The organism is Bacillus sp. V3B (assembly GCF_024494465.1).
Taxonomy (GTDB): domain Bacteria; phylum Bacillota; class Bacilli; order Bacillales; family Cytobacillaceae; genus Bacillus_BD.
The window spans coordinates 1-24373 of sequence record NZ_JAETXM010000013.1; the positions used below are offsets into that span (position 1 = coordinate 1).

The following is a 24373-nucleotide window of genomic DNA, read 5'->3' on the forward strand; positions in this document are numbered from 1 at the left end:
TTGTAGCCACCAAGCGTTCGATATCAAACGATATTTACTTATTCACTATTGAAAAATAACTGAAATAACTTCATCTAATGACATTCCGCTCTCAACTTCAAACATACCAGGACGTAATTTATTTGCTATTCCCCGTTTATCAATTTCTTGTGAAAAAGCAAATGCATCATCAATGATATTGGTCTGCTCAAGCGCTCTCCCAACATCAATACTTGTCATACCTGAAGAAACAGACAACATCGTGTGGTATACAACCTTTTCTTCTGTTTCCTTTTGCTCTTTATTTTCATTATTAGCTGTTTCAGCAGCAGAAAGTTGTTCACTCCACTCTTCTTCTGTATGAATGACATAGCCTTCAGCAGAAAGAAGGGTTTTCATTTCATCTACTGAAACTTTTTCGATAGTTTCAGTGGTTTCTGTAGACTCTTTCGTCTCTGTGGTATCTATACTCTTTGCTTCACCTGAACCAAAGAAATATACAGCACCGCAAATACTTGCTGCAACGATAAGTCCTCCGGCAAAGCTGCGCATTGAATTAGAGGTCATTTGCAACTTTACTCCCTTCATCTTTGACCTTAATATAAGGAGTAAGCAACTGCTCCACTTCATACTTTGTTAGCTGTGTTTTCGTAGCAATGCTTTCAAAGGAATACTTACGCTTATACAAATCAAGCACATCACGTAATAAATGTCGGTGTTTAGAAGAGTTTGCCAATAAATTTGCTTCTGTTACAGTAATTTCAGCATCTAGTTCAATATTCCGAATTTGCTGTTGTAGTTTATTCAATTCATCCGTAAATGTAAAAGAAACCTCTTCTATTTGTTGTTCTACTTTTTTCGATGATTGCTTCGTTTTAATAAACGATAAAATGAGAAGCAAAACTGCTGCACCAAACAAAATGGCTAATGCCCATTCCATCACTTGATAATCCTCCCTAACCTAAATCTATTTTTCTTGCATTCTCTTATTATACATTGATCCCTACAAGAATTCGATTTAAAACGATAAAATACCACAAAAGTCGTGTTTTTATGGCAAATAAAACCTAAAAGAGGAATTCCATTAAATTATCGCCAAGTGCCATTACATCTTTCATCTGGATTCGCACTTTTCATAAGGTCTGCCTGTAACTACAACAAATTGGATCCTGAGACCCATTGTTTTTTTAATCGCTTGTGCATTTTCCTTACTTCCCCTTCTTCATTTAAAAGTATTCCATCTAAATCTGTCGCTATGAGCTTCATTTTTTTGCCTCCCCCATTCATTGTTGTTATTCTTGTCGCTCTTCAAGTATGATTTGATCGACTAACTTTTCTGCAGCTTTTCGATATAAATTGCTCTGATTTACAAGTGAAGTAATGAGTAAAACATTCTCCAAATAAGCAGTATTTTCATCTTCTAATTTCTCCACTTCTTCATGTACACCCTTTTCCTTCGCCTGAACATCCTCCTTAAACTGCGCTATATTTTGATCAGCTAGATGGAGATAACTGTTATAAAAAAGAGCTAAATTAAAATTTCCCTCGGCTACCTTTTTGTTTACTCCATCTAATACAGCCTTAATATCATTAATGGAAAGAGCTCCTTTTAACTGATAAATCAGACTAATTAATAAAAGGTGCTCCTTGGAGTATTTCTTATTTTTAATCGGTATAAATAACTTTCCCTTAGCATAATTGTTTACCATTGTTTTTGTTAAAACTTTTTCATTTTCGTTTCTTTTCATATTCTTATACTTATTTTCAAATAATTGAATGACTTGATCCATATACAAATCTATATCAGGGATATCCTCTAATGTTATATTGTTTTCAGGACCAAATTGTCTAATAATACTCTCCATATTTTCCATTCCAAACCTCTATTATCATTTTTTATTCATTTTAACCGAAAACCTTATAAAAGTAAACGTTGACTACTTATTATAGTTCATATAATATTATAAGTAGTTATAAAAACTATGTATTGCAATAGGAGGATTAAAATGAATCAATATATTAGAGAGCCGATTAATGGACTCACACACTTAGCTGGTGCCATTCTTTCTTTTGGCGCATTGCTTGCTATGGTAATCAAAGTTGCACTTTCAAATGGTTCCGCACTTGCCATTACAGCAGTCATCATTTTTGGAATTAGCATGATCCTATTGTATTCAGCATCGGCCACATATCATATGGTCAAAGCAAAAGATAAAGTCATCTCCTTTTTAAGGAAACTAGATCATTCCATGATATTCATACTAATTGCCGGAACTTACACCCCTTTTTGTCTTATCAGCTTAAATGGTGTGACAGGTTGGACATTGTTTACGATTATTACAATCATTGCTTTATGCGGGGTTATTTTTAAAATGGTTTGGTTTAATTGTCCTAGATGGTTATCAACAGCTCTCTACATTGCAATGGGCTGGATGGTCGTCTTTGTTGTTCCACAATTATCTCAAAATATAAATGCTATCGGATTATTTTTGTTAATCCTTGGAGGATTATTCTATACAATTGGAGGCATGATTTACGGTGTAAAGCCTAAATTTCTTGAGTTTAAACATTTAGGTTTCCATGAAATTTTTCATATTTTTATACTTCTTGGTAGCTTAGCACATTTCTTATCTGTATTTTTATATGTGATTTAGAATGATATTAACTGATACATCCAATAATAAGGGCATTACTCCCTACGAATGTTGGATGTATTTTTAAAAGAACTTGTCCTTATTCGACTCTCTCATACATAGTAATAAAGAAAGAATTCTTTTTTAGTTGGATGGAGTCCGAATGGTAAAAAGTCCAAGCCTTTATAACTTGTAGATATGAATAAAACTTTGAAAAAACATAAGAATCTAGAAGATAGGAAGGGAAGAAGGATTTATATGGAGATGTATTTCAGGGATGATTCTAATAAACGATGAATAACTCGCTATTAACTTATTTTTATTTACTATTTGGAGCCCTTTTACAAGGATTATCAATGTCATTATTCTTATTTCCACACTCCATCCCCTCTGGAGGAGCTGCAGGCATAGCGATCTTGTTGAATCATTGGTTCGGTCTATCCCTCGGTTTTTCCTTATGGTTGGCAAATATTGTTTTTTTATTTTTTGCCTTAAATTATTTTGGGTTTACCTGGACCTTTCGTACGATCATTTCAGTTGGAACGACCTCTACTACGGTTACCATCTTGACCTCTCAAGTTTCTCTTCCGCATGTACATATCTTTCTAGATATTTTGGGAGGTAGCATTCTATTTGGGATTGGGGTAGGCTTACTCATTCGAATGGGTGCTTCAAGTGGTGGGATGGTTATTCCAGCATTGATGATTGCCTCTTATAAAAATTGGAGTCCTGGGAAAGTCATGATGGGAATTAATTTTTTCATTTTCTTATTAACCTCCCTTGTTATCGATTATAAAATTGTTGTATATGCGATTATTTGTCAATTTGTCTCAACCACTATCATTGATTTTATTTATCATTTTAAGTTTCAAACAATAAGTATACTATCCTCTAGCTGGCGAAGAAGGTGAGAAATTCCTAATCATAGGATCTACTCACCTTTTTCTTATGAAAAATAGGTCATTGACCTTGTATAAACTAACACTCACATTCAAACAATAATAGCGGATTTATATTCTAACAGTCAGGGGTGTACTTAATTGTCAAAGCAAAAACATAAAGGCATGACCATTGTGGCAATTGGATCCATTCCACTTATTCTTGTCTTAGGAAATTCAATGTTAATCCCCATTCTTCCGAAAATGAAAGCAGAACTGGATATATCTCAATTTCAGACTAGCTTAATTATTTCTGTATTTTCCATTTCTGCTGCGATCATGATTCCGCTATTAGGTTATTTATCTGACCGGTTTTCTCGAAAAGCAGTCGTGATCCCTGCTCTTATTTTATATGGAGCCGGTGGGATTTTGGCAGGTGCTGCAGCTGCTTGGTTTTCCAATGCCTATACATGGATTATTGCAGGAAGGGTTATGCAGGGTATTGGTGCTGCAGGAACTACATCAATGGCGATGGCTCTATCAGGGGATTTATTTAAAGGAGGAGAACAGAGCAAGGTTTTAGGATTAGTTGAGGCATCGAATGGCTTTGGAAAGGTCATTAGCCCAATTATAGGATCTTTATTAGCCCTAATTTTCTGGTATGCAGCATTTTTTGCTTTTCCCATTTTTTGTCTTGTTTCCATCCTTTTAACCATCTTTTTTATCAAGGAAAAGAAAAAGAAAAAAGAGCCTCCTTCTTTGGGTAAATATGTAAAAGGTCTCATATCTGTTTTTAAAACAGAAGGACGTTGGCTATTTGTTGCTTATTTAGCAGGGGCTACATGTTTATTTACTTTATTTGGGATCTTATTTTATATTTCGGATATTCTCGAAAAAGATTATCAAATTGATGGTATATTAAAAGGAAGTATTTTGGCGATCCCCCTATTATTTATGACAACGACATCCTATATAACTGGAAGTAAAATTGGGAAAAATATGAAACTCATGAAAAAGTTAATTATATTAGGATTATTGCTTATGACCATTTCTTTTTCATCACTGATTTTTTTTACAAAATTAGTTCCTTTTTTTGCCGTACTAGCCTTTAGCAGTATTGGAACAGGTCTTGCTCTACCATGTATTAATAGCTTTATTACAGGTTCTGTTTCAGCAGGACAAAGAGGGTTCGTGACTTCCCTATATGGGTCTGTTCGCTTTTTAGGCGTTGCCATCGGGCCACCTGTTTACGGTGCATTAATGGCATGGTCACGCACAGGCATGTTTTTATCAACTGCTGGTTTGACCTTGTTTGTTGGATTTTTGTGCCTAGTGTTTATTCATGTAAGCAAAAAAGAACCTTCAAAAGACAGTGACACACTGTTTGAAAAATTGCAGTTTACTTAAAGGAGTAGATCGATTTGCAAATTTATTTTTCACCTGAGGTCATAACCCCAGAGTTTCAAGTATTAAATGTAGTGGATTCTGATAGTAAGGCTGTTGGAAATGTTGCGTTTTTATTTGACGAAAAAAAACTTTATGTATATGGGATATTAGAGGAAGAAGGCGTAAGTGCTGATTTTAAAGACTTAGTCACTCCCTATATAAAAGGGTTAGCAAAAGCAAAGCCAGGTTTAGATATTTTTTCTTGCCTATACGTAGGTTGTAAAAAAATAAATCTGAAAGAAGAAGAAAAAGAAAAAAAGTAGAGCTATAATTATTCCTATCGCCCTATTCCATCTTAATTATCATGAAGGTAATGCAAGTCCAGCTAGTAAATGCTGGGCTTTTCTTTATGTTTAGCCATAGGTATGCTTAAAAAGATGGATTAATTGGAGACAAAGAATGATTAATCTTGAAGGTAAAATTGGTATAAACAACGGATTGGACTTCAACATTGTTTTCTCGTTTATAACAACAAATGATCCTCTACAACAAAAATTCCAGAATCAAGTATGATTTTTCTTCTTAATGTCTATTATGGAGATAGCCTAATAGAAATAAAAGAAAATATGAACTGGTTATTTTTGAGGTGAATTATGGAAAAAGCAGAAGAAAAAGAAAAAGCAATGGATAAAGAAAAAGTAAAAACCAGTATAGAAAAAAATGTGGCCTATTTGCGTGAAGAATTGGGTGTTGGCAAAAGTTTTGATGTTATTCATTTGGATGTTGAATATGCCGAAAAGAAAATAGCTCTGTTTCTCGTAGATGGTTTAGTAAAAGATGATATCCTCCATCTCTTAATGAAGTTTTTAGCAAACGTAAAGAAAGAAGAGCTCGAGAAGGATGTATTAAAAAGTCTCCTTAAAACATACATCCCTTATGTTGAAATCGATACAACAGATGATTTAAATAAAGTTGTTGATACCGTATTGTCGGGTCCGACAGCTTTTGTCGTAGATGGTATTGATGAAGTCATTTTAATTGATGCACGGACATACCCTGTCCGGGGACCAGAAGAACCGGATACAGAGAGGGTTGTCAGAGGCTCTAGAGATGGCTTTGTCGAAACCATCGTCTTTAATACCGCTTTAACTAGGAGAAGAGTAAGAGACCGTACACTAAGAATGGAATTCATGCAGCTTGGCCGTCGTTCAAAAACGGATATTGTTATTTCTTATATTGAGGATATTGCAGACCTTTCAATGATAAAAGAACTAAAAGAAAAACTATCCAAGATCGACACGGACGGTCTGCCGATGGCCGACAAAACTATCGAGGAATACATTTCCGGAAGCTTTTGGAATCCTTTTCCGGTTGTTAGATATACTGAACGTCCTGATACTGTGGCAACCCACCTATTTGAAGGGCATGTAATCATTTTTGTTGATGGTTCGCCATCTGCCATGATTACACCTGTAACTTTTTGGCATCACCTGCAGCACGCTGAAGAGTATCGGAACAAACCATTAACTGGAACTTACCTTAAATTTGTTCGTTATATGGCAGTCTTTGCTTCCATTTTTCTAATGCCTCTGTGGTTTTTGTTTAATCTTGAACCTGATCTTTTGCCCAACCAGTTCGATTTTATCGGTCCGAATACAGAAGGACAAGTCCCTTTGCTCGTACAGTTCTTATTAATTGAAGTTGGATTGGACATGCTGCGAATGGCAGCTATTCATACACCCACTTCGCTTGCAACAGCCCTAGGTCTTGTTGCAGCGTTAATGATTGGTCAGGTTGCTGTTGAGGTCGGACTGTTTACCAATGAAGTCATCTTATACTTTTCGATTGCAGCAATAGGTACGTTCGCTACACCAAGTTATGAATTAAGCTTAGCAAATCGGCTGATTCGTATTGCTCTTTTACTATCAACTGCCTTATTCCACACATATGGTTATGTTATTGGCGTTGTATTGTTTATTATCATGTTAGCCCGGATACAATCTTTCGGGGTCCCGTATTTGTGGCCGCTGATTCCGTTTAATCCCCGTGCATTTCGTGATGCTTTGATACGTGCACCGATTCCATTAAAAAATCGGCGCCCACGTATTCTAAATCCGCAAGATCCTGATCGGTAAGATCAAGCGCCAAAAGGCGCTTTTTTTATGCACGAAACAATTTTACGCTCATCCCCCTTTAAACTTCCTTATATTTTAATTGCTTTTTACGCCGTAGATGATGCATGCTACCCCGCCAAAGATCCACATTAACTTTGTATAAGATACTTTTTCGGAAATTCCCAATAAACCAATGGAAGTAGTAATAATTAATATCAGAGGACCGATAACAGCAAGAGAGCTATTCACGACAAGGGCTTTTTCAACATCATTATATTTTAAAATCAAAAAAGCAACAAAAATTTCTATGCTACCTGAAAGGATTCGTAATAACGCCATTCCCATAATAGCTTTTTCAAATAATTGAAACATTATGAACTGTCCCTCCTAAACATTTTGCTGTCTTAAATATATGCACTAAATGGTTCAAGAAGGACAAGTTATTTATATTTCTATAAAAAAACAAAAATACAAATGAAAGAAGGGTAAAAGCAAATACTAGAAATCGTCATTTAAAAAGAGAGTAGTCACCGGAGTAAGTATGGGCCCCAGCCCCACCCTATGGCAATAGCATCTAAATCATCTAGACTTTCTTTATGCGAGTTGTGGGAGGGACATTAAGAGAAACCGTTTCAGCTTTTGTATTACTTCACTCTTATTCTGCAAGAGATAAATGAATGAATCATTCTTTGGAATTAGTTAAGCAAGCAGTAAGTAATGGTTTTAAAAAGATAAAAGTAAAATCAATAGGGAATATCTTCTAAAGCCTCCGTTTGATAATGTAAATTTGTTGACTGATTAAGAGTATATTTTTTATTAGTTCATTCTAGGATTCAATGATAATGTGAGATATTCATTGTTTCTGAAGCTCACTTTATTCATATTGTTTATATGACCATATTGTGAATACGAAATTATGGCCCTGATCCACGAACCATGTCCAAATACTAATATATTGGCTGATTCCTTATATTTATCTAAAAACAAAATAATTCGTTCTTCTAAATCATTAATGCTCTCCCCTAAAACTAATTCTATTGGATTTTCTATCCAAACCTCTCCATATGTTTCCATAAGCTTTTCCTTTGGAAGACCTTCATATGGACCAAAGTCCAATTCGTCTAACAAATGTTCTGTTTCAGCTTGATAACCATATAGCTGTGCTGTCTGATGAGTACGTTTTAGGGTACTAGCCAAAGTAAAATCAAATGGAGAATCTTTTACAAGGAGCTTCTGGTTATAGGCAATCTCTCTTGCAACAATATCTGTAATAGGAGAAATTCCGATATCTCGTTTTCCTTGTAGCCAAGTTTTTTTGTTCCACTCCGTTGGGAGATGTCTTATGAGAGTAAGTTGCATTCAGGAGCCTCCAAATAAAAAGTTTCACTTCTTAATCCACGCCTCTGAGCCTCTAAAAGTAATACATCGTTTAGTTTCACATTGCCTAAATTCACATTCGTCCCAAATTCATTAATAAAAAACATTTGATGTTTAGCAGTAGGTGCTTCAAATATCACCTTTTTACTATCAATATCTTTCACTAATTGACTAATCAAATTAGATTTAAGATTACCATCTTTTTCATATATACCAGAAGTACCAGAATCTCTCCCTTCTGTAATCACATATTCACAACCCGATTCAAGTAACGCCTTTATTTCGCTCTTCCATTCCGAAATAGGCATTTCATGATTAGAATCTTTTGAACCAACCTCTGCTATCACATGAAAATCATCTTTTATTTGAGAAATAATTTTGAGACGTTCTTGAAGTGAAATATTTAGTGTTCCATTTGAAACTTCAACCCATTCAATTCCTAAATTGTTTAAACTCGTTAGAAATGGAGAAAGTTTATTTTGTTGATAACATTTTTCAAAAAAGGTTCCCCCACAATAAGGTTTAATATGATATTCCTTATAAATTCGAACTTTTTCCTTTAAATTTGGAGACACATAAGCCGTTCCCATTCCAACTTTGGCAATATCAATAATATGATGATAATCATTTAATATATTTTTCAATTCTCCTATAGGAGTTCCTAAATCAATAATCGAAGTCAGTCCATAAGTTCTATTTCCTGTTGTCCTTTTTGGTAGTTCTAAAAATTCCATTAGGAATACGCCTCCTCTATTCTCTAGGATAGACTATTCAGAAATTGGGTGATGGTGTAAATAATGGGCTTTTCCCTTCTGAAATAGATATTGAACCTTGACTAAAGATCATCATCATTATATTTATTTAGCACAAGTGAAATAAAACAATAACTTCTTTACTATTAAATTCTTTTCTCTAGTACATATTATAATAAAAAGATTATGTATTTTTTATGTAAAGGGGATATTTATTTTGGAGAAATTATTACTCTTTGTTTTATTAATTGTGTTCATTGGTTCCATTAGTACCTATCCATTCATAAGCATGGGGTGGTTATAACTGGAATGATATAGGCAAGAAATATTAAAACGGTCAAAGCTTATTACACTAAATTCAACAACAGAAACGGAAAGCACAACCAATCATCCAAGTAATTTAACAAGTTCAAATTCTGAATCCTTTCAAAACTGCACGGAATTACGGAAAGTATATCCAAATGGCGTCCCGTCCCTTCTGATCATCCTGCATATGCATTAAAGCACGACCTTGATAAAGACAATTGGGCATGCGACAGATAATCTTTAGTCTAAACCCCATAAACGTTTGTACATTTTTTACTGTGAATTGGTTACAGTAACAACTATCACCTTAAAAAGGAGGGATCTATAAATGAAAAATACGCATGAGTTTGTGGAGAAACTACATGAAAAGCAAAAAAAAGACGAACAAAACCGAAAACGCCAAGGTAAAGGCAATGCTAGTAATAAACTACCAAATAAATATCATTAATAAAATCATCTGTTTTTTTACAATAGAAACGCTTGGAGTATCCAAGCGTTTCCATTGTAAAAATCTACCGATCATTCAACTTATTAATAATTCAGAAAGTATCTTCTTCTATCTTTCAACGCACCTATTTCTGATCCTTTAAATTTTATTAAAGATCAGACCTTTTGCCCGATTCTTCCTTCCCCCCAGTTTGGTTACCAGTTGTAGATGTATAACCAACACGATAGTGGAAGTCTTTTTTTTGCTTAAGCGCTTCCGGCATTAAATATTGCTCCTTGTTCTGGAATTCACCCTTTTGTGACATCTTTACTCTCTCCCCCTTCTAACATTCCGATTTATCGACATGTAATGGTGGAGGAACAAGCCAGCCTTTTTCCTTTAGTAGTTTTAAGGTTTTAGCCGCAAATTGAGCTTTCTTCATATGAAATTGCCCATACATCATAGCGATATCTTCACGAATACACTGACCCATTACCGCACTGCAGCTTACAAGTCCTGCTGCAAGGTCAGTGCCTAGCATTGTAGCAATTTCTGGATCCGTGAATCTAGCACCTGCTGGAATGTTTTCCAAACACGCTTTTGGGCGTTCTGGTGGTGTAGGTGGTAATCCAACACCATTTTCTTTCAATAGTGCTTCAATTTCTTCGATTTCAGGCTTTGAACCATTTTCGATAACATCTTCAATTAACTTTTTTAAATCGTCATCACCTGTATGATTAAGCAATGTTTCAAAGCTAGCAACAAATGCTTTAGCTGTGTTTAAATGTATCCATGTTGCGTAGACTTCACCATAATGCATTGGTTCCTCTTTTGGATTTCCACTAAGTATACCCATCAATATCCCCCTTAAATTGTACATAACATTGCCCTTTTTAGTGGCAATACTTATTGTTCCATCTTATGAAAGGATCATGAATGGGAATTGTGACCATAATAAAGATAAAAACAAGCGCTACCTTAATGCCCTCATACACTCAAGACAATTCTTCAACCGTATGATGAACAGAACCAAAAGAAAAAGTAATAATGCCTCCAAAAAAGCCAGTCATCTATTGAATACAGATGACTGGCTTTTTTGGATTGTTCAAACGATTTGATCCGTTCAGACTAACTATTTATATAATCTTTATTTAACTTCTTGAGTTCCTGTTACTGTGCCCTCAATAACTGCAGATTCTTTTACTTCTTCACTTGCAAAGGTAAGATTTCCATCAATTGTAGTGTCTTCAGTAAGAGTAAATCCGTTTGCTTCTACGTGAACATCACCTTTTACTGTACCATTTTGGATTTTAAAGTTTTCACTTTGTACAGTCATTTTTGGTATTGTTAGTGTGAAAGTCCCAGTTACGTTCTTGTCATCATCTTGTGTATAAAGAGCAAGTTTACGATAAATAGCTTCGCTTGCATCATCTTTATTATGGAATTGTCCAGCCACAACTAATTCTTTTTCAATTGTCATATCATTAAGTGCTGCTACAATCCATGTTCCTTCTTCACCTAATGCTGCTACAAATACGTCTTCATCACCTGTAATAGATGCTGCTGTTACGACATCTGTTTCTTCTGTCTCTGTTTGAGTAGTGTCAGTTGTTTGATCTTCAGCCGCTTGATCGTCGTCTGCACCACATCCAGCTAACAATCCTGCTACCAATGTTGATACGAATAATACTTTAAATTTCATGCTGTTAACCCCCAAATTTCTTTTGTATGATTGTTTACATTTAAACTTTATCATAAATTTTATCTATGCCTATATGTAAAGTATGTATATTTTATGAAATGACTATCACCATATACCCATCAATATTGATGGGTATATGGTGATAGTCATTCTCTGAATATTTAATTTATCACGTCTTTATTTAGATGATTTCTTTTAAAAAACGAATAAAACTGAAACTCTATGCTAAGACGCTCTCCTTTTTAAACAGGATTTAGGCATCACTCACAATAAGTCAAAGAGAAATTGAAAAATGATTCCCTTTCACCTTGCATCTCACATCTAGTTAAAATAAAAAAGGTACAACTCTGTATAATTAAGTTGCACCTCGTTATTTTAAACCATTTATAAAGAATCTTATATAAACAGCAATAAGCTAAGTGCCATGACTGCCATTCCAGCGATTAGTCCATAGATTGATGTATGGGCCTCATCATATTTTTTAGCAGCTGGCAATAACTCATCAAGTGATATAAACACCATAATCCCGGCTACAGCTGCGAAAATAACTCCAAACATAACATCGTTTAAGAATGGCATTAAAATCAAATAAGCAAATAAAGCCCCCACTGGCTCTGATAATCCAGATAAAAAAGAAAGCTTAAATGCTTTTTTCTTACTTCCTGTAGCAAAATAAACAGGCACTGATACAGCAATTCCCTCAGGAATATTATGAATAGCGATGGCTGTTGCTATTGCTATTCCAAGTGCTGGGTCCTGCAAAGCAGAAGTAAATGTCGCAATCCCTTCAGGAAAGTTATGAATCCCAATGGCCAATGCAGTGAATGTACCCATTTTTAATAATGCTGCATCCTGTGCTACGTTTACTGGTTTCTTCATCTCTTCAACTCTCTTTAATTCATGGGGATTTCCCTGCTTTGGGATAAATTTATCAATCAAAGCGATTAAAATCATACCGCCGAAAAACCCTCCAACAGTGGCCCAGTTTCCAAGACCTACTCCCATTGCCCCAATAAGTGCATCTTGTGACTTCACAAAAATTTCTATCATCGACACATAAATCATAACACCTGCTGAAAATCCAAGTGCTAATGATAAAAACTTCGTATTAGTAGTTGAGGTAAAAAAAGCTAATATACTCCCAATCCCTGTAGCTAAACCAGCAAATAAAGTTAGCGCAAGGGCAAATAATACATTTTCATCCATCTATTTTTCCACTCCTTTTTAAACCGCTTAAAAAATCACTTGTCGCAAATAGCCGTTGCCATTCAAAAGTCCCATCATCGAATGAGTTAAGGAAATACCCTCCTTTTGAACTAGTATAAAAAAGTTGTATAAAAGCAACTTTTATTTTTAAATTTTTTACTAGTTCAACATATGCAAAGATAAATAAATGTTTCCTATGGTAAACATTTTAATCTAAAGTAAACATATTGTACAATCATTTAGCTTCTCAAATTTTAAAAATACTACTGTTGTAAAATACTCTTAATTAATACCATCGAAAAAAAGCAAACTTCGGTTTATCATTACGACTAAAAAATTATAAAAATTGAAAGTTATGTAGTTAAATACTATTATTATTAATGATAAAGAATTTGCTTTACTTAATAAATGACTATTAAGGAAAAGCACGATTCCAAGTTAAAGATTTTCAATAAAAGAACAAATAAAAGCCGAAGTAACGACTATCTAGGAGGAAACAACTTGGATAATGAACAACTTTTAACGTTTATGACCGTCCATGAATTTAACAATTACTCACGAACTGCAGAACAATTGAATTTAACGCAACCAGCCGTCACAGCAAGAATTCAGAAATTAGAAATGGAATTAAATTGTAAGTTATTTTATCGAGATGGAAAAAAAATCTTATTAACAGAAGAAGGAAATGCCTTACTTCCTTTTGCTCGAAAAATCGTTAACTATATGAATGAAGCAAAACAAACCATTGACCTTTTAAAAACACCATCCTTAAAAATCGGATTATCTCCTGCTATTTCTTCATTTGTTGTCTTACAAGTACTATCTTTACTACGAGAAAAACATAAGTTATCGGTTGATATTATAGAAGCTGATGATTCATTTGAAATTGCTAAAATGATCTTTGAAGGCATGATCGATATTGGTATCGTAAGGGATGTGATTCCCTTTACAAATGTACAATCCGAATATCTTTTTGTCGAAAAACTTGTGTTTATCGCAGGAAAAGATCATCCATTAGCCACAAAATCCGAGGTTAAAAAAGACGATTTAATTGGCCAAACAATGGTATGCTATCGCCGTGAAACACCTATTGCTCAAACAATTGATGAGAGATTGGTAGGAGTAGAAAATTTACATCGTATTGAGGTCGGTAGTTTTGAAATGATCAAGTTAATGGTTAAAAATAATTGGGGCTTTAGCATCTTACCCGAACTGGCATTGGGAAATGAAACAACCACTCCTCAGGAAGACTTTTGCATCATACCTTTTGCTGAAATTGAAAACCTTACTTTTAATTTGACAGGAATTCACAAAAAAGATTCACCGAAATTAGAAAACCTTCAGTTGTTTTTACAGTATTTTGAAAACACTTTGAAAACGATTAAATTCATTTAAAATAAAGAAGCTATTAAATCATAGTGTTGATGGTCTAATACCTTTGGTGTATATGCTCATTAAGTGATTCATACTGAATCAAACACAGCACTACATACATCAAAGGTCATTTATCAACATAAAAAGTAATGAAATTCTATTTAAGAGGTTCATTTTGCTAGCTTTCCAGCAAACAGTTACCTTTTTCGTTATCTATCACTGTGAAAATGATCCTTTTTTGACTAGTTTTGTCGGAAGCCTTGATTTATATAGGGGATATATTAAAATAATAGAAATTAAATGTAAATATAGTGTAAATATTCCATTGAATAGATTGATAGATTAAGGAGGTATGCATTATGAAAGTATCAGAATATTGTGGTATAATGGAGTTTTCTATACTACAATTTGTCTTTTCCCTCACAGATGACATTCGCGAGAAAATAACACAAAAAAAATTATTTTATAAAGAACAAATCATACGCTATATACAAAAGAAAATCGATTTTTTCTTCAGACCGCATCATTTAAAAAGTTCGGTTCTACACAGTTACAAATACGAGGTGTACAATACAATTATGTTTAAACTAAAAGGCACTCTAAAGGAGAATCATATCTTCCAATGTGTATAAACACTTCAATCCCATAAAAAGAGAACTTTCCTTTCTATTAATGAATAGTAACAAGAAAAGTTCTCTTTTTCATTTGTATCTATTAGTCATTCTACTACAGTGTAAAACAAAAAAAGATCCTCCAAGATAGGAGAATCTTTTTTACTTTATTTAACTGTTTCTTTTACATAATCTAACTTATTTAATCCTAAAAACTGAATTGCGTTTTCACCAAGCATTAATTCCTTGTCTTCGTCCGAAACATTTTCTAAAATATCTACAACTTTTCCAGATGGAACTTCACGCAATACGAACGGATAATCAGACCCTGCCATTAATTTCTCTGCACCAAATTTATCAATCATAAATTGGAGGTTTTTAGGATCATAAACAAGCGTATCAAAATAAAGTTTTTGAGCATAATAACTAGGTTTTTCTTCCGTTTTACGAATGTGCGGCCATGATTCCCAAGCTTGATCGATTCGAGCCAATACATAAGGGAATGATCCTCCACCGTGAGAAAAACATATTTTTAAATTCGGGTGTTTCTCTAAAATACCGCTAAAGATTAAGCTAGCTGCCGCAAGTGCTGTCTCTGATGGCATACCAATTGAATACATAAAGTTATGTCTTGGCATTCTTTCCACACCAACAGTAGCCCATGGATGAACAAAAATAGGCACATCCATTTTTGCAGCTGCTTCTAAGAATCTTAAAATCTCAGGATCATCAAGAGTTTTACCGTTTGCATTACTTCCGATTTCAATCCCTTTTAGCCCTAATTCGTTAATCGCTCTTTCCATTTCAGCAATGGCTAAATCCGTATCTTGTAAAGGAACCGTTCCTAAGCCAACAAAACGATTAGGATATTCTGCTACTACAGAAGCAATAAAATCATTTTGTGCTTTAGATAGCTCTAAACATTTTTCTCCATCTGCCCAGTAAGTAAACGTAACTGGAATCGGAGATAAGACTTGAACATCTACACCCTCAGCATCCATTTGTGCAATACGTTTTTTTGGATCCCAAGCATTATCTTCGATTGCTCGGAATGACTTACCATCTTTATAAATTTCCGCACCACAATCACAAGTGTGTTTTAAAGTTGGAAAACGGTTGTCACCATATTTCTCTTCTAAATCAGGAAAATTTTCAGGAATAATATGTGCATGAAAATCTACACGAAAGACTTTTTCTTTTGACACCTTTTTGCCTCCTCTTAGCTGATTCCTCGTTTATGAGAATCTCTTTACTATTCTATTATTGATTAACCTTTTCAAGATCTTCAGTGACTAACTTACCATGCTTACCAAAACCAGGCTTTGGAGATCCGCCCCATTCATCAATAGTGTCTTGACTTGGCTCTAAGCGACGTGGTTCCCTTGCTCCTTCTTCAGGGAATTCTTCCATTCCTTGGCTGTACTCAACAGTAAATCCATCTGGATCTGCAAAGTATAAGAAAATACTTCCAGAAGGATGATGTTTTCCTGGTCCAAATAGAATCGGAACATTTGCATCGTTTAATCGATTCACTTGAATACCAACATCGTCAACTCTTTCAGCTTGGTAGGCGATATGATTCAATTTATTTTCTGGACCTTTTGTAATGGCAAAGTCATGGTGATATGGTGAAGGGAACGCTCTTAACCATGCCCATGCGTCTTCTCTACCTGCAGTATCCGATACTTTGAAGTTTAATGTGTTAGTAAAGAAATCTAACATCTCCTCAAATTGATTTGTTTCATATACAACATGAAGGAATCTTGTAATTCTAGCTTTCTTCGGAACAAATGGTAATCCCATTTGCATCATTCCAACATAGAATTCATACGTTACACCTAAAATTGGATCTTTAAAGCGTAATGTTCTACCTTGAGCTAAATCTTGAGTTTCTTTCACACTCAATTCTACCGGATTTAAGCCTTGTTCTGTTAAATAATCGAAAACACCTTGGAATTGCTCGATTTTTTCAAGTTCATAAGCAACTCTTACCAAACCTGCTTCAGGAGCTTGTTCAAGAATCAAGTTGTGATGGTCTCTACTGCTTCTTAAGAATACGGTTTCATTTACGCGTTCAACAAATTGCATTCCGACAATATTTTCATAAAAATCAACTGATTTATCAAGATCTGTTACATTTAAAACAACATAACCTAATTTTTTATAACGAATCATTTCAATTCCCCCTTATTTATTGTTTCTATAACTAATTGAATATACTCTAAATTTACATTAATTGTAGAAAAATGTCTAATCACATATTTTTGGGATATAATCAACTAATTGAAGATTTATTTTTGATTTTATCTGATTTATCATTTTTTACAAAAATTCTATTTATATGAGCTCTATCCTACTACGATAAAGTTTAATTCTAATTTCCAATATGATGGTAACTAACACCAATTAAAATGTTTAACAAATACTAGTTTTCTAGCGAAAAATCTTGTAAGATGATGCAATGAGTAATTTTTTAAAAGTGAGGAAATGTTAAATGAGCTTATTAACCGTAGATAAATTAAGTCATACATTCGGAGATCGAACATTATTTAAAGATGTGTCCTTCCGATTGCTGGCTGAAGACCACGTAGGATTAGTCGGAGCCAACGGGGTTGGAAAATCAACCTTAATGAATATTATGACAAAACAATTAATTCATGATGCGGGGAAAGTTGAATGGACACCAAACGTTCATTACGGATATCTTGACCAGCATACCGTCTTGACACCAGGAAAAACAATGCGGGATGTATTAAAAGATGCCTTTCTCCCATTATATGAACAAGAAACTGAACTCAATGCAATAACAGCCAAAATGGCAGATGCAACACCAGAAGAATTAGAAAAACTACTTGAGCAAATGGGAGAAATTCAAAATAAACTTGATGCAGGCGGATTTTACACACTTGACATGAAAATTGAGGAAGCAGCACGAGGTCTTGGTTTAGATGCCATTGGACTTGATCGTGATGTAGCAGCATTAAGTGGTGGGCAGCGCACAAAGGTTTTATTAGCAAAATTGCTATTAGAGCAACCACAAGTTCTGCTTTTAGATGAACCCACCAACCACTTGGACGAAGAACATATTCGCTGGTTAACCTCCTATCTTAAAGACTATCCTTATGCTTTTATTTTGATCTCTCATGACACAGAATTTATGAATCAAGTGTCCAATGTGATCTTTCACCTTGAGTTTTCAAAGCTCACACGCTATACGGCTAGCTACGAGAAATTTCTCGAACTTGCTGAACTCAATAAGAATCAACATATTAACGCATACGAGAAACAAAAGGATTTCATTAAAAAACAAGAGGACTTTATTGCTAAAAATAAAGCACGTTATTCGACGACAGGTCGAGCTAAATCACGTCAAAAACAACTTGATCGAATTGAGCGAATTGATCGTCCAGAAACAGCTTTAAAGCCAACCTTTGACTTTAAAGAAGCACGAGGAAGTAGTCGATATGTTTTCGAAGGGAAAGACTTTGAAATTGGTTACACCCACCCACTTCTTCCAAAAATGTCAATTACAATTGAGCGCGGTGAAAAAATTGCCATTGTTGGCTGTAATGGTGTCGGGAAATCAACCTTGTTAAAAACCATGCTCGGTACTGTCCAACCGATCAGTGGGAAAATTGAGCGTGGTGATTTCCTGTATCCTTCTTACTTTGAACAGGAAGTGAAAGCAGAAAATATAACACCAATTGAAGCTGTATGGAATGAGTTTCCTAGTCTTGATCAGCATCAAGTTAGAGCTGCTCTTGCTCGTTGCGGGCTAAAAAACGAACATATTTCTCGCCCACTTAGTCAATTAAGTGGTGGAGAGCAAGCGAAGGTACGTTTATGTACACTGTTAATGAACGAAAGTAATTGGCTTCTATTTGACGAACCCACCAACCATCTTGATGTTACCGCAAAAGAAGAATTACAACGAGCATTAAAAGTATATAAAGGAACAGTTATTCTTGTTTGTCATGAGCCTGAGTTTTACGATGGATGGATTACAAAAGTTTGGAATGTAGAAGAATGGTCAGAAAACCTCAATAAATAATCCATAAACATCTTTGCTGATTTTTTATCCAATCTTCCATATTAAGAATTAGAGTCATCTATTTTAATCTCAACCAGGGTCTGTTTGCTAAGGTGTCAAACACCTTAGCAAACAGACCCTTTTTACTCTGACCGACAGACAGAAAAAGTTCACTCACATCTAGTCAGCAATCGACTTTTTTCCATATCCATTAAAAGGACTGCTCTTCTTTTAAAACCTCATAAGTCTCTTTAGGCTGTCTAGAGATAAACATACTTTCCTCACCAAGAGAAAACAAATGCAACTCATGCATCGCTCTCGTACAGGCTGTATAAAATAGTTCACGTTCCAGTTCACGTCCAAAATTTTGCTGTGAAGCATTGTACATGATTACCGCATCAAACTCTATTCCTTTTGCTAAATAGGCCGGAATAAAAACAATCCCTTTTTCATAATGAATGGAACCTTTTTCCATTAAAAACCCATCAATTTCGTCGGATAACATTTCAAATGCAAACTTCGTTTCACTTGCTGTCTTTCCAATTATAGCAATGGTTTGATAACCAAATTCTCGAAGTTCTCGAATTCTCTTTTGTACTTTCTTCTTCCATTCCACTGCATTGTTTACTCTTGTTAACGTCGGTTTTTTTCCATCGCGATTAAACGGTTCAATTCTTTCACCAGCAATGGTCAATCCTCTCGTGAATTCCACAATTTGTTTCGTTGATCGATAGCTTCTTGTCAATACGATAGTTTCTTTTTCCTTCTCAGAATCCACTTCAAAAATACTCACCATTTCCTTTGAATGTAAAAAAATCGCTTGATTCATATCGCCAAGCAACGTCATTTTACTGTAAGGAAAGAGTTCCTTCAGGTAAGCAAACTGAAAGGGAGAATAATCCTGAGCCTCATCAATAAATACATAACGCAAACTTAAGTTTGCCTTCTTCCCTTCAATCCGATCTTTTAAATACAATAACGGTGTCGCATCCTCGTAAGGAAGAATATTTTTTTCCAATGCGGTCAGTGATATTTGACAAATTCTCGACCATTCTAGAGGATCGTTATAACCCTTATCTGGTTTTTCGGCAAATAATTGCCGATAGATCTTTTTCAAATCAATAAACCGAAGACGCTTTACACTTTTAATAAGTGGCTTCATTTCTCGATTCACAACTTGCTTCATAAGGAATTTCTGTTCTTGTTCAAAATCATCGAAAGTTTCATTCTGATGTTCATATTTTTTCTTATGTGCATTGTAAGCTTCTAAATAATCTTCTTTCTCTAAAAATTGGATTTCTTCCTCAACCCAACTCTTCCTCAGTTCTTTTTTCGCCTGTCTCCTTAATTGCTTAATGATCCAATCCTGCACCATTTGGATTCGATTTGGAATCGAAAAAGAAGAGTCTAGCTGATAAAATTGATCAAGAATATCCATTTTTGAAACAATGACAGTAGAACGAAAAATAATATCTTTAAAATAAAGGCCACCTAAATCAATTGAATCAAGAAATTGATCAATATAAGATTTAAATTGAAGACTGCCTTTAAAACGAATACTGGCCATTCTAGTACGATAATAAATCGATTTTTCTTCTTCGTTTAATAAAAACTCCAATTGTGAAAAAGGATCTTCCACTTTATATTGAGCTCCTAGTTGACGATCTAAATATTCCTGAAAAGTCGTCTGTTTCATGTTTTCTTCTCCTAATTCGGGAAGCACTGTTGACACATAGCTATTAAATAACGAATTTGGCGAAAATAACATGATATTCTCAGATGACAATGTATGACGATTGCGATAGAGCAAATAAGCCACCCGTTGCAAAGCAGCTGATGTCTTTCCACTGCCGGCCACGCCTTGAACAACAAGTAATTTACTTTTTTCATTGCGAATAATTTGATTTTGCTCTCTTTGAATTGTAGCAACAATACTTTTCATTTGTGTACTCGCATTGTGCCCAAGCACTTCTTGAAGTAACTCATCCCCAATTGTAATTCCTGTATCAAACATGCTGACAATATTTCCATTTCGGATAATATATTGTCGCTTAAGCTCCATTTTACCTGAAATTTCCCCTTCAGGTGTCCCATAAGCAGCCGGACCAGGAGGAAAATCATAATAAAGACTTGAGATTGGGGCCCGCCAATCATATATCAGAAACTGCTCCTCATTACGATCCATTACCGAGGCAATTCCTAAATAGATAGATTCAGCTACTTTTTCTCCTTGTTCTTTAAAATCAATTCGACCAAAGTAAGGAGATTCTTTTAATTTTGTTAATATTTTTAATTGAGTATGAATTTGCCCATGGCTCCGTTCGCGCTCGGATAATAGCTCAGCCTGTTGTTTAATACTTGTAAAAGTTTCGACCACATCATCTGGTTCATCCAAGTTGACCGTTACATCCTGCCAAAATGTCTTTCTTAATTCAAGCGTATCTGATTTCACGCCTTTTCCATGTATTTGTAAACGTTTCATTATGTGATCGATTTCAACAATCACTCTATCAATCCGTTGTTGTTCTTCGTTTATGTTCTTCTGTTCTTCACCCATGAGACCACTCCTACGAAACAACCGTTGCTAAAAGTTAAAGATATGTATACGCAACATCTACTTTGAATAAAAGTCAGGCTTAAAACAACGGTTGTATAATCTGTCTATTAGAGATTCTTTAATAGAAGCATCATTTGCTTATATCGTTCCTCTTTTTCTTCATCTGATGCTAAATCGTATTTTTTGAGTAAATGAAACATTTCATTTAATACATTTTGTGTATGTTCCTTTGAAAAAAACTGTTCAAATAAAGGAATCATCTGCTCTGATAGAAACGGAAGTTGTGATTCATATTTTTTCTTTACATCTTCATGACTATGATCTAATTTACAAGTGCTCATTATACGATTCCCCTTTATTCCTATTTAGTATTGGTTATACCTTTACTATTCTTATACTATTCAAATTATATCCATCTTTTATGTGAGTATCAAATTAAAACACAACTGATATCAGGCCCTTGTTTAGATATTTGTCTTTAGAAAAAAGACAAACACTTTAATGAATATAATAAAAGCGTGTTCTTGCGCTAAGTATTTTGTTTTCTAATAAGATAAGTTCATGTCAGTAATCGTAACACCTGTTGATGTTCCGGCATGTATGAATTGATTCTTTCCAAGATAGATTCCAGCATGTGATGACCCATTTCCACTCGTATTATAAAATATGATATCACCAACCTTTGGCGAAGAAACTAATTTTGTAGCATTCCAGATTGTAGCAACCGTTCGTGGGATTGAAATACCCGTATTATTGTAAACATAGTTTAAATATCCACTGCAATCAAATGCAGCAGAGGAGTACTTCCAGCCCATTGATAAGGTACGCCATTATATTTTTTCGCTTCAGTTATTAATGAAGGCTCTTTTCGTAAACTTTGTTGCTTTTCATACTATAAAATGAAAAAAGAAGCCTACGTTAGTAAGCTTCTTTTTAACAAGATATAATGGTCAACCCATTTTTCTCAATGGTTACTTCCAAACCCGTTTATTTTCTACACGTTTTGTCAACTGCGCTCGATCAAGCTTTTCAAGAAACGGTATCATCAGTTTTCGTGATAAACCAAGAATATGCTTCGCTTCCCCTATATCAAACTCAGTTCCTGTTCTAGATCTGAGTTTACTTACAGCTTCGCGAAAAACATCCCCATACCAGTAGTATTGTCCATCGAGTGAAACAATTTGTTCCTGATCTTCAAGAAATTTTTTTAAATCATTCATTAAATACTCTGGAATGCCATCACTTTTAAAATAATCTGCCATATAGCGGACCACAAATCCATCATTCTTTAATTTCTCTAACATATTTTCCGTCTTTTTCGACCAACTACTTGGCACATGTGGTACGAACTCATCTAATGCAATATATTGATCCTTTTTCCTTAACACACTACTTTCCATTGATTGTTCAACTACGTATTCCAACAACGATTTAGGGAACTCCTTTTCTAATGAATGAAAAAGCTCTGCTTTATTAATCCCTGCCTTCATTGGATGTTGAGTGTGATAAAAGGATATACGATCACTAAAATCCTCTTGAATCGTCTCAATAACAGAACGAAGAGTATACTCCTTCTTATCATAAAACACAAACTCATCACTTATGATTTCCGTTAAGATTAATTCTTTATCTAATGAAGTCCGTTTAATTAATTCAGGCAATGATAAACTTTTCGATTCTACCAGAACAGCCGTAAGCCTTTCCTTAGGAGTACCTACCTTTTTCTTTTCCAATTGTTCGATCGTCCGATAACCAAATTTGTATTTTTCCCCACGTGGTTCAATAACCCAACCACCACCTATTGTTTCTTGTGGACTTGGTCGACGTAAAATAAAACGGTCCCCACGTTTCGTGACGATTTCCTCATCAAGCCGTAGCTGGCAAAGAATTTCATCACTTTCTGTTTCTAGTTCATTTCGATCAAAAAAGACGATCCTTCCCATTACTTCCGCTGTTCCAATATGACATTTAATAGGCATTCGCTGCTTTACCATATAATCTAAATCACTGACAATGTGGACTGCTACATCAATCGTTTTTGTGACAATAAAATGCTCGGATGAAACAAGCACATCACCACGTTCAAGTTCCTCCTTTGACACACCCGAAAGATTGATTGCTGCACGTTGCCCAGCAAACGCCTGATTTGCCGACTGATGATGAACTTGAATTTGTCTTGCTCTAACTTCTAGACCTTTTGGCATGACTTTTAATGGCTGTCCTTCTTCAACCGATCCTTCGTATACCGTTCCCCTCACAACAGTACCTTGACCCTTTACCGTAAACACTTGATCGACCGGTAAACGAAAAGCACCACGAATATCACGCATTTCCTGTTCCTTTAATCTTTCAATGATCATTGTCTTTAATTCTTCAATTCCTTTATGGGAAATACTATCTACAAGAACATACGAGGCTTTTTCAAACACGGTGTTTTGCAGTTCGTCAAAAATATCCTCTTTTACAAGTTCAACAAATTCTTCCTCTACACGATCTATTTTTGTAATGGCCACCATTCCACTCTTGACCCCTAAAAATTTCAATATCTCTAAATGCTCTCTTGTTTGTGGCATAACACCTTCATCTGCTGCTACAACTAGTACAACCAGATCGATTCCAGCAACACCCGCGATCATTTGCCGAATAAACCGTTCATGCCCTGGAACATCGATAACCGATATTTGGATATCTTCATCCTCATATAAAGGAGCAAAGCCAAGCTCAATAGATATATTCCGTTCCTTTTCTTCCTTTAATCGATCGGTATCGACATTGGTTAGTGCTTTCGTTAGCGTTGTTTTACCATGATCAATATGACCTGCCATTCCGATTGTAAAATAACGTTTACTCATTGATACCACCTACTTTTCCGTACAATTTTGCTTCTATTATAGCATATTGACTAAACTCCAATAGTTCGTCTGATAGAACTAATATTCTTATGTATCAAATCTTATCTTTTATTATCCTAATACCAACAACACTAAATGGCATACAAGGATGGAAAAAGGTGCCCACTCCTTGTATGCACGAATGCTTCA

24 protein-coding genes are annotated in these 24373 nt (G+C 34.9%); 8 read left to right on the plus strand and 16 right to left on the minus strand.

Translation table 11 applies throughout. The annotated features are described in order from the left end of the window. Positions 1-45: 45 nt before the first annotated feature. From JMM81_RS14465 to JMM81_RS14475, 3 genes are all read right to left on the minus strand, one after another. A complete protein-coding gene (locus JMM81_RS14465) occupies positions 46-546 on the minus strand; it encodes an endolytic transglycosylase MltG (protein ID WP_256242269.1) in 501 nt (166 codons plus the stop codon). Continuing rightward, on the minus strand, positions 536-919 hold the full coding sequence (locus JMM81_RS14470) for a hypothetical protein (RefSeq protein ID WP_256242376.1): 384 nt from the start codon (positions 917-919) through the stop codon (positions 536-538). The genes JMM81_RS14465 and JMM81_RS14470 overlap by 11 nt, the downstream gene beginning before the upstream one ends. A gap of 352 nt (positions 920-1271) precedes the next feature. Then, positions 1272-1853: a DUF1836 domain-containing protein gene (locus JMM81_RS14475; RefSeq protein WP_256242270.1), complete on the minus strand. Its 582-nt coding sequence runs from the start codon at positions 1851-1853 to the stop codon at positions 1272-1274. 132 nt (positions 1854-1985) lie between these two features. Here JMM81_RS14475 and trhA point away from each other — a divergent pair, with 132 nt between their 5' ends. The 5 genes from trhA (at position 1986) to JMM81_RS14500 (ending at position 7011) form a co-directional block, all read left to right on the plus strand. Continuing rightward, positions 1986-2633 carry a PAQR family membrane homeostasis protein TrhA gene (trhA, locus tag JMM81_RS14480; protein WP_256242271.1) on the plus strand — a complete coding sequence of 216 codons (648 nt, stop codon included), beginning with the start codon at positions 1986-1988 and terminating at the stop codon, positions 2631-2633. Positions 2634-2905: 272 nt separating this feature from the next. After that, the gene (locus JMM81_RS14485; RefSeq protein ID WP_256242272.1) at positions 2906-3523 is read left to right on the plus strand and encodes a YitT family protein; all 618 of its coding nucleotides are present in this window, start codon (positions 2906-2908) and stop codon (positions 3521-3523) included. Between the two features lie 153 nt (positions 3524-3676). Further along, on the plus strand, positions 3677-4897 hold the full coding sequence (locus JMM81_RS14490) for an MFS transporter (RefSeq protein WP_256242377.1): 1221 nt from the start codon (positions 3677-3679) through the stop codon (positions 4895-4897). Positions 4898-4911: 14 nt separating this feature from the next. Then, the gene (locus tag JMM81_RS14495) at positions 4912-5199 is read left to right on the plus strand and encodes a hypothetical protein (protein ID WP_256242273.1); all 288 of its coding nucleotides are present in this window, start codon (positions 4912-4914) and stop codon (positions 5197-5199) included. 330 nt (positions 5200-5529) lie between these two features. Further along, positions 5530-7011 carry a spore germination protein gene (locus tag JMM81_RS14500; protein ID WP_256242274.1) on the plus strand — a complete coding sequence of 494 codons (1482 nt, stop codon included), beginning with the start codon at positions 5530-5532 and terminating at the stop codon, positions 7009-7011. Positions 7012-7086: 75 nt separating this feature from the next. On the opposite strand, the gene JMM81_RS14505 is transcribed toward JMM81_RS14500, so the two are convergent. From JMM81_RS14505 to JMM81_RS14515, 3 genes are all read right to left on the minus strand, one after another. Continuing rightward, positions 7087-7362 (minus strand): YqhV family protein, encoded by a 276-nt coding sequence (locus JMM81_RS14505; RefSeq protein ID WP_256242275.1) that lies wholly within the window; start codon positions 7360-7362, stop codon positions 7087-7089. A gap of 444 nt (positions 7363-7806) precedes the next feature. Continuing rightward, positions 7807-8349: a histidine phosphatase family protein gene (locus JMM81_RS14510; RefSeq protein ID WP_256242276.1), complete on the minus strand. Its 543-nt coding sequence runs from the start codon at positions 8347-8349 to the stop codon at positions 7807-7809. After that, positions 8331-9101, minus strand: a complete 771-nt coding sequence (locus tag JMM81_RS14515; protein ID WP_256242277.1) for a phosphosulfolactate synthase — start codon at positions 9099-9101, stop codon at positions 8331-8333. The genes JMM81_RS14510 and JMM81_RS14515 overlap by 19 nt, the downstream gene beginning before the upstream one ends. A gap of 652 nt (positions 9102-9753) precedes the next feature. On the opposite strand from JMM81_RS14515, the gene JMM81_RS14525 reads away from it, so the two are divergent. After that, positions 9754-9873, plus strand: a complete 120-nt coding sequence (locus JMM81_RS14525) for a DUF4023 domain-containing protein (RefSeq protein WP_256242278.1) — start codon at positions 9754-9756, stop codon at positions 9871-9873. A 148-nt stretch (positions 9874-10021) separates the two neighbouring features. On the opposite strand, the gene JMM81_RS14530 is transcribed toward JMM81_RS14525, so the two are convergent. The 4 genes from JMM81_RS14530 to zupT form a co-directional block, all read right to left on the minus strand. Next, positions 10022-10177 (minus strand): hypothetical protein, encoded by a 156-nt coding sequence (locus JMM81_RS14530; protein WP_256242279.1) that lies wholly within the window; start codon positions 10175-10177, stop codon positions 10022-10024. 18 nt (positions 10178-10195) lie between these two features. Beyond that, the gene (locus JMM81_RS14535) at positions 10196-10708 is read right to left on the minus strand and encodes a DUF3231 family protein (protein ID WP_256242280.1); all 513 of its coding nucleotides are present in this window, start codon (positions 10706-10708) and stop codon (positions 10196-10198) included. 291 nt (positions 10709-10999) lie between these two features. Beyond that, positions 11000-11554 carry a polymer-forming cytoskeletal protein gene (locus tag JMM81_RS14540; RefSeq protein ID WP_256242281.1) on the minus strand — a complete coding sequence of 185 codons (555 nt, stop codon included), beginning with the start codon at positions 11552-11554 and terminating at the stop codon, positions 11000-11002. Positions 11555-11950: 396 nt separating this feature from the next. Then, positions 11951-12760, minus strand: a complete 810-nt coding sequence (gene zupT / locus JMM81_RS14545) for a zinc transporter ZupT (protein WP_256242282.1) — start codon at positions 12758-12760, stop codon at positions 11951-11953. A 501-nt stretch (positions 12761-13261) separates the two neighbouring features. Here zupT and JMM81_RS14550 point away from each other — a divergent pair. Then, a complete protein-coding gene (locus JMM81_RS14550; protein WP_256242283.1) occupies positions 13262-14155 on the plus strand; it encodes a LysR family transcriptional regulator in 894 nt (297 codons plus the stop codon). Positions 14156-14912: 757 nt separating this feature from the next. On the opposite strand, the gene JMM81_RS14555 is transcribed toward JMM81_RS14550, so the two are convergent. After that, complete coding sequence (locus tag JMM81_RS14555) at positions 14913-15950, minus strand: amidohydrolase family protein (protein ID WP_256242284.1); 1038 nt, start codon at positions 15948-15950, stop codon at positions 14913-14915. 55 nt (positions 15951-16005) lie between these two features. After that, positions 16006-16920, minus strand: coding sequence for a VOC family protein (locus JMM81_RS14560; RefSeq protein WP_256242285.1), 915 nt, complete (start codon positions 16918-16920; stop codon positions 16006-16008). A 319-nt stretch (positions 16921-17239) separates the two neighbouring features. Here JMM81_RS14560 and JMM81_RS14565 point away from each other — a divergent pair, with 319 nt between their 5' ends. Beyond that, entirely contained in the window at positions 17240-18796 is a 1557-nt protein-coding gene (locus JMM81_RS14565; RefSeq protein ID WP_256242286.1) for an ABC-F family ATP-binding cassette domain-containing protein, read from the plus strand. A 190-nt stretch (positions 18797-18986) separates the two neighbouring features. On the opposite strand, the gene helD is transcribed toward JMM81_RS14565, so the two are convergent. The 4 genes from helD to selB all read right to left on the minus strand — a co-directional run bounded on the left by helD (position 18987) and on the right by selB (position 24184). After that, on the minus strand, positions 18987-21332 hold the full coding sequence (gene helD / locus JMM81_RS14570; RefSeq protein WP_256242287.1) for an RNA polymerase recycling motor HelD: 2346 nt from the start codon (positions 21330-21332) through the stop codon (positions 18987-18989). A gap of 107 nt (positions 21333-21439) precedes the next feature. Further along, positions 21440-21673 (minus strand): group-specific protein, encoded by a 234-nt coding sequence (locus JMM81_RS14575; protein WP_256242288.1) that lies wholly within the window; start codon positions 21671-21673, stop codon positions 21440-21442. A 204-nt stretch (positions 21674-21877) separates the two neighbouring features. After that, positions 21878-22147: a C40 family peptidase gene (locus JMM81_RS14580; protein ID WP_256242289.1), complete on the minus strand. Its 270-nt coding sequence runs from the start codon at positions 22145-22147 to the stop codon at positions 21878-21880. A 156-nt stretch (positions 22148-22303) separates the two neighbouring features. Next, positions 22304-24184 carry a selenocysteine-specific translation elongation factor gene (gene selB, locus JMM81_RS14585; RefSeq protein WP_256242290.1) on the minus strand — a complete coding sequence of 627 codons (1881 nt, stop codon included), beginning with the start codon at positions 24182-24184 and terminating at the stop codon, positions 22304-22306. Positions 24185-24373: the final 189 nt, after the last annotated feature.

Excerpts from the sequence above, each read along its gene's own strand:
- JMM81_RS14485 (WP_256242272.1), top strand. The coding sequence starts at position 2,906 with ATGAATAACTCGCTATTAACTTATTTTTATTTACTATTTGGAGCCCTT.
- JMM81_RS14540 (WP_256242281.1), bottom strand. The coding sequence starts at position 11,554 with ATGAAATTTAAAGTATTATTCGTATCAACATTGGTAGCAGGATTGTTA.
- JMM81_RS14470 (WP_256242376.1), bottom strand. The coding sequence starts at position 919 with ATGGAATGGGCATTAGCCATTTTGTTTGGTGCAGCAGTTTTGCTTCTC.
- JMM81_RS14465 (WP_256242269.1), bottom strand. The coding sequence starts at position 546 with ATGACCTCTAATTCAATGCGCAGCTTTGCCGGAGGACTTATCGTTGCA.
- JMM81_RS14530 (WP_256242279.1), bottom strand. The coding sequence starts at position 10,177 with ATGTCACAAAAGGGTGAATTCCAGAACAAGGAGCAATATTTAATGCCG.
- JMM81_RS14575 (WP_256242288.1), bottom strand. The coding sequence starts at position 21,673 with ATGAGCACTTGTAAATTAGATCATAGTCATGAAGATGTAAAGAAAAAA.
- JMM81_RS14475 (WP_256242270.1), bottom strand. The coding sequence starts at position 1,853 with ATGGAAAATATGGAGAGTATTATTAGACAATTTGGTCCTGAAAACAAT.
- JMM81_RS14505 (WP_256242275.1), bottom strand. The coding sequence starts at position 7,362 with ATGTTTCAATTATTTGAAAAAGCTATTATGGGAATGGCGTTATTACGA.
- JMM81_RS14525 (WP_256242278.1), top strand. The coding sequence starts at position 9,754 with ATGAAAAATACGCATGAGTTTGTGGAGAAACTACATGAAAAGCAAAAA.
- JMM81_RS14515 (WP_256242277.1), bottom strand. The coding sequence starts at position 9,101 with ATGGAATTTTTAGAACTACCAAAAAGGACAACAGGAAATAGAACTTAT.
- JMM81_RS14535 (WP_256242280.1), bottom strand. The coding sequence starts at position 10,708 with ATGGGTATACTTAGTGGAAATCCAAAAGAGGAACCAATGCATTATGGT.
- JMM81_RS14565 (WP_256242286.1), top strand. The coding sequence starts at position 17,240 with ATGAGCTTATTAACCGTAGATAAATTAAGTCATACATTCGGAGATCGA.
- JMM81_RS14560 (WP_256242285.1), bottom strand. The coding sequence starts at position 16,920 with ATGATTCGTTATAAAAAATTAGGTTATGTTGTTTTAAATGTAACAGAT.
- JMM81_RS14580 (WP_256242289.1), bottom strand. The coding sequence starts at position 22,147 with ATGGGCTGGAAGTACTCCTCTGCTGCATTTGATTGCAGTGGATATTTA.
- helD (WP_256242287.1), bottom strand. The coding sequence starts at position 21,332 with ATGGGTGAAGAACAGAAGAACATAAACGAAGAACAACAACGGATTGAT.
- trhA (WP_256242271.1), top strand. The coding sequence starts at position 1,986 with ATGAATCAATATATTAGAGAGCCGATTAATGGACTCACACACTTAGCT.
- JMM81_RS14510 (WP_256242276.1), bottom strand. The coding sequence starts at position 8,349 with ATGCAACTTACTCTCATAAGACATCTCCCAACGGAGTGGAACAAAAAA.
- JMM81_RS14490 (WP_256242377.1), top strand. The coding sequence starts at position 3,677 with ATGACCATTGTGGCAATTGGATCCATTCCACTTATTCTTGTCTTAGGA.
- zupT (WP_256242282.1), bottom strand. The coding sequence starts at position 12,760 with ATGGATGAAAATGTATTATTTGCCCTTGCGCTAACTTTATTTGCTGGT.
- selB (WP_256242290.1), bottom strand. The coding sequence starts at position 24,184 with ATGAGTAAACGTTATTTTACAATCGGAATGGCAGGTCATATTGATCAT.
- JMM81_RS14500 (WP_256242274.1), top strand. The coding sequence starts at position 5,530 with ATGGAAAAAGCAGAAGAAAAAGAAAAAGCAATGGATAAAGAAAAAGTA.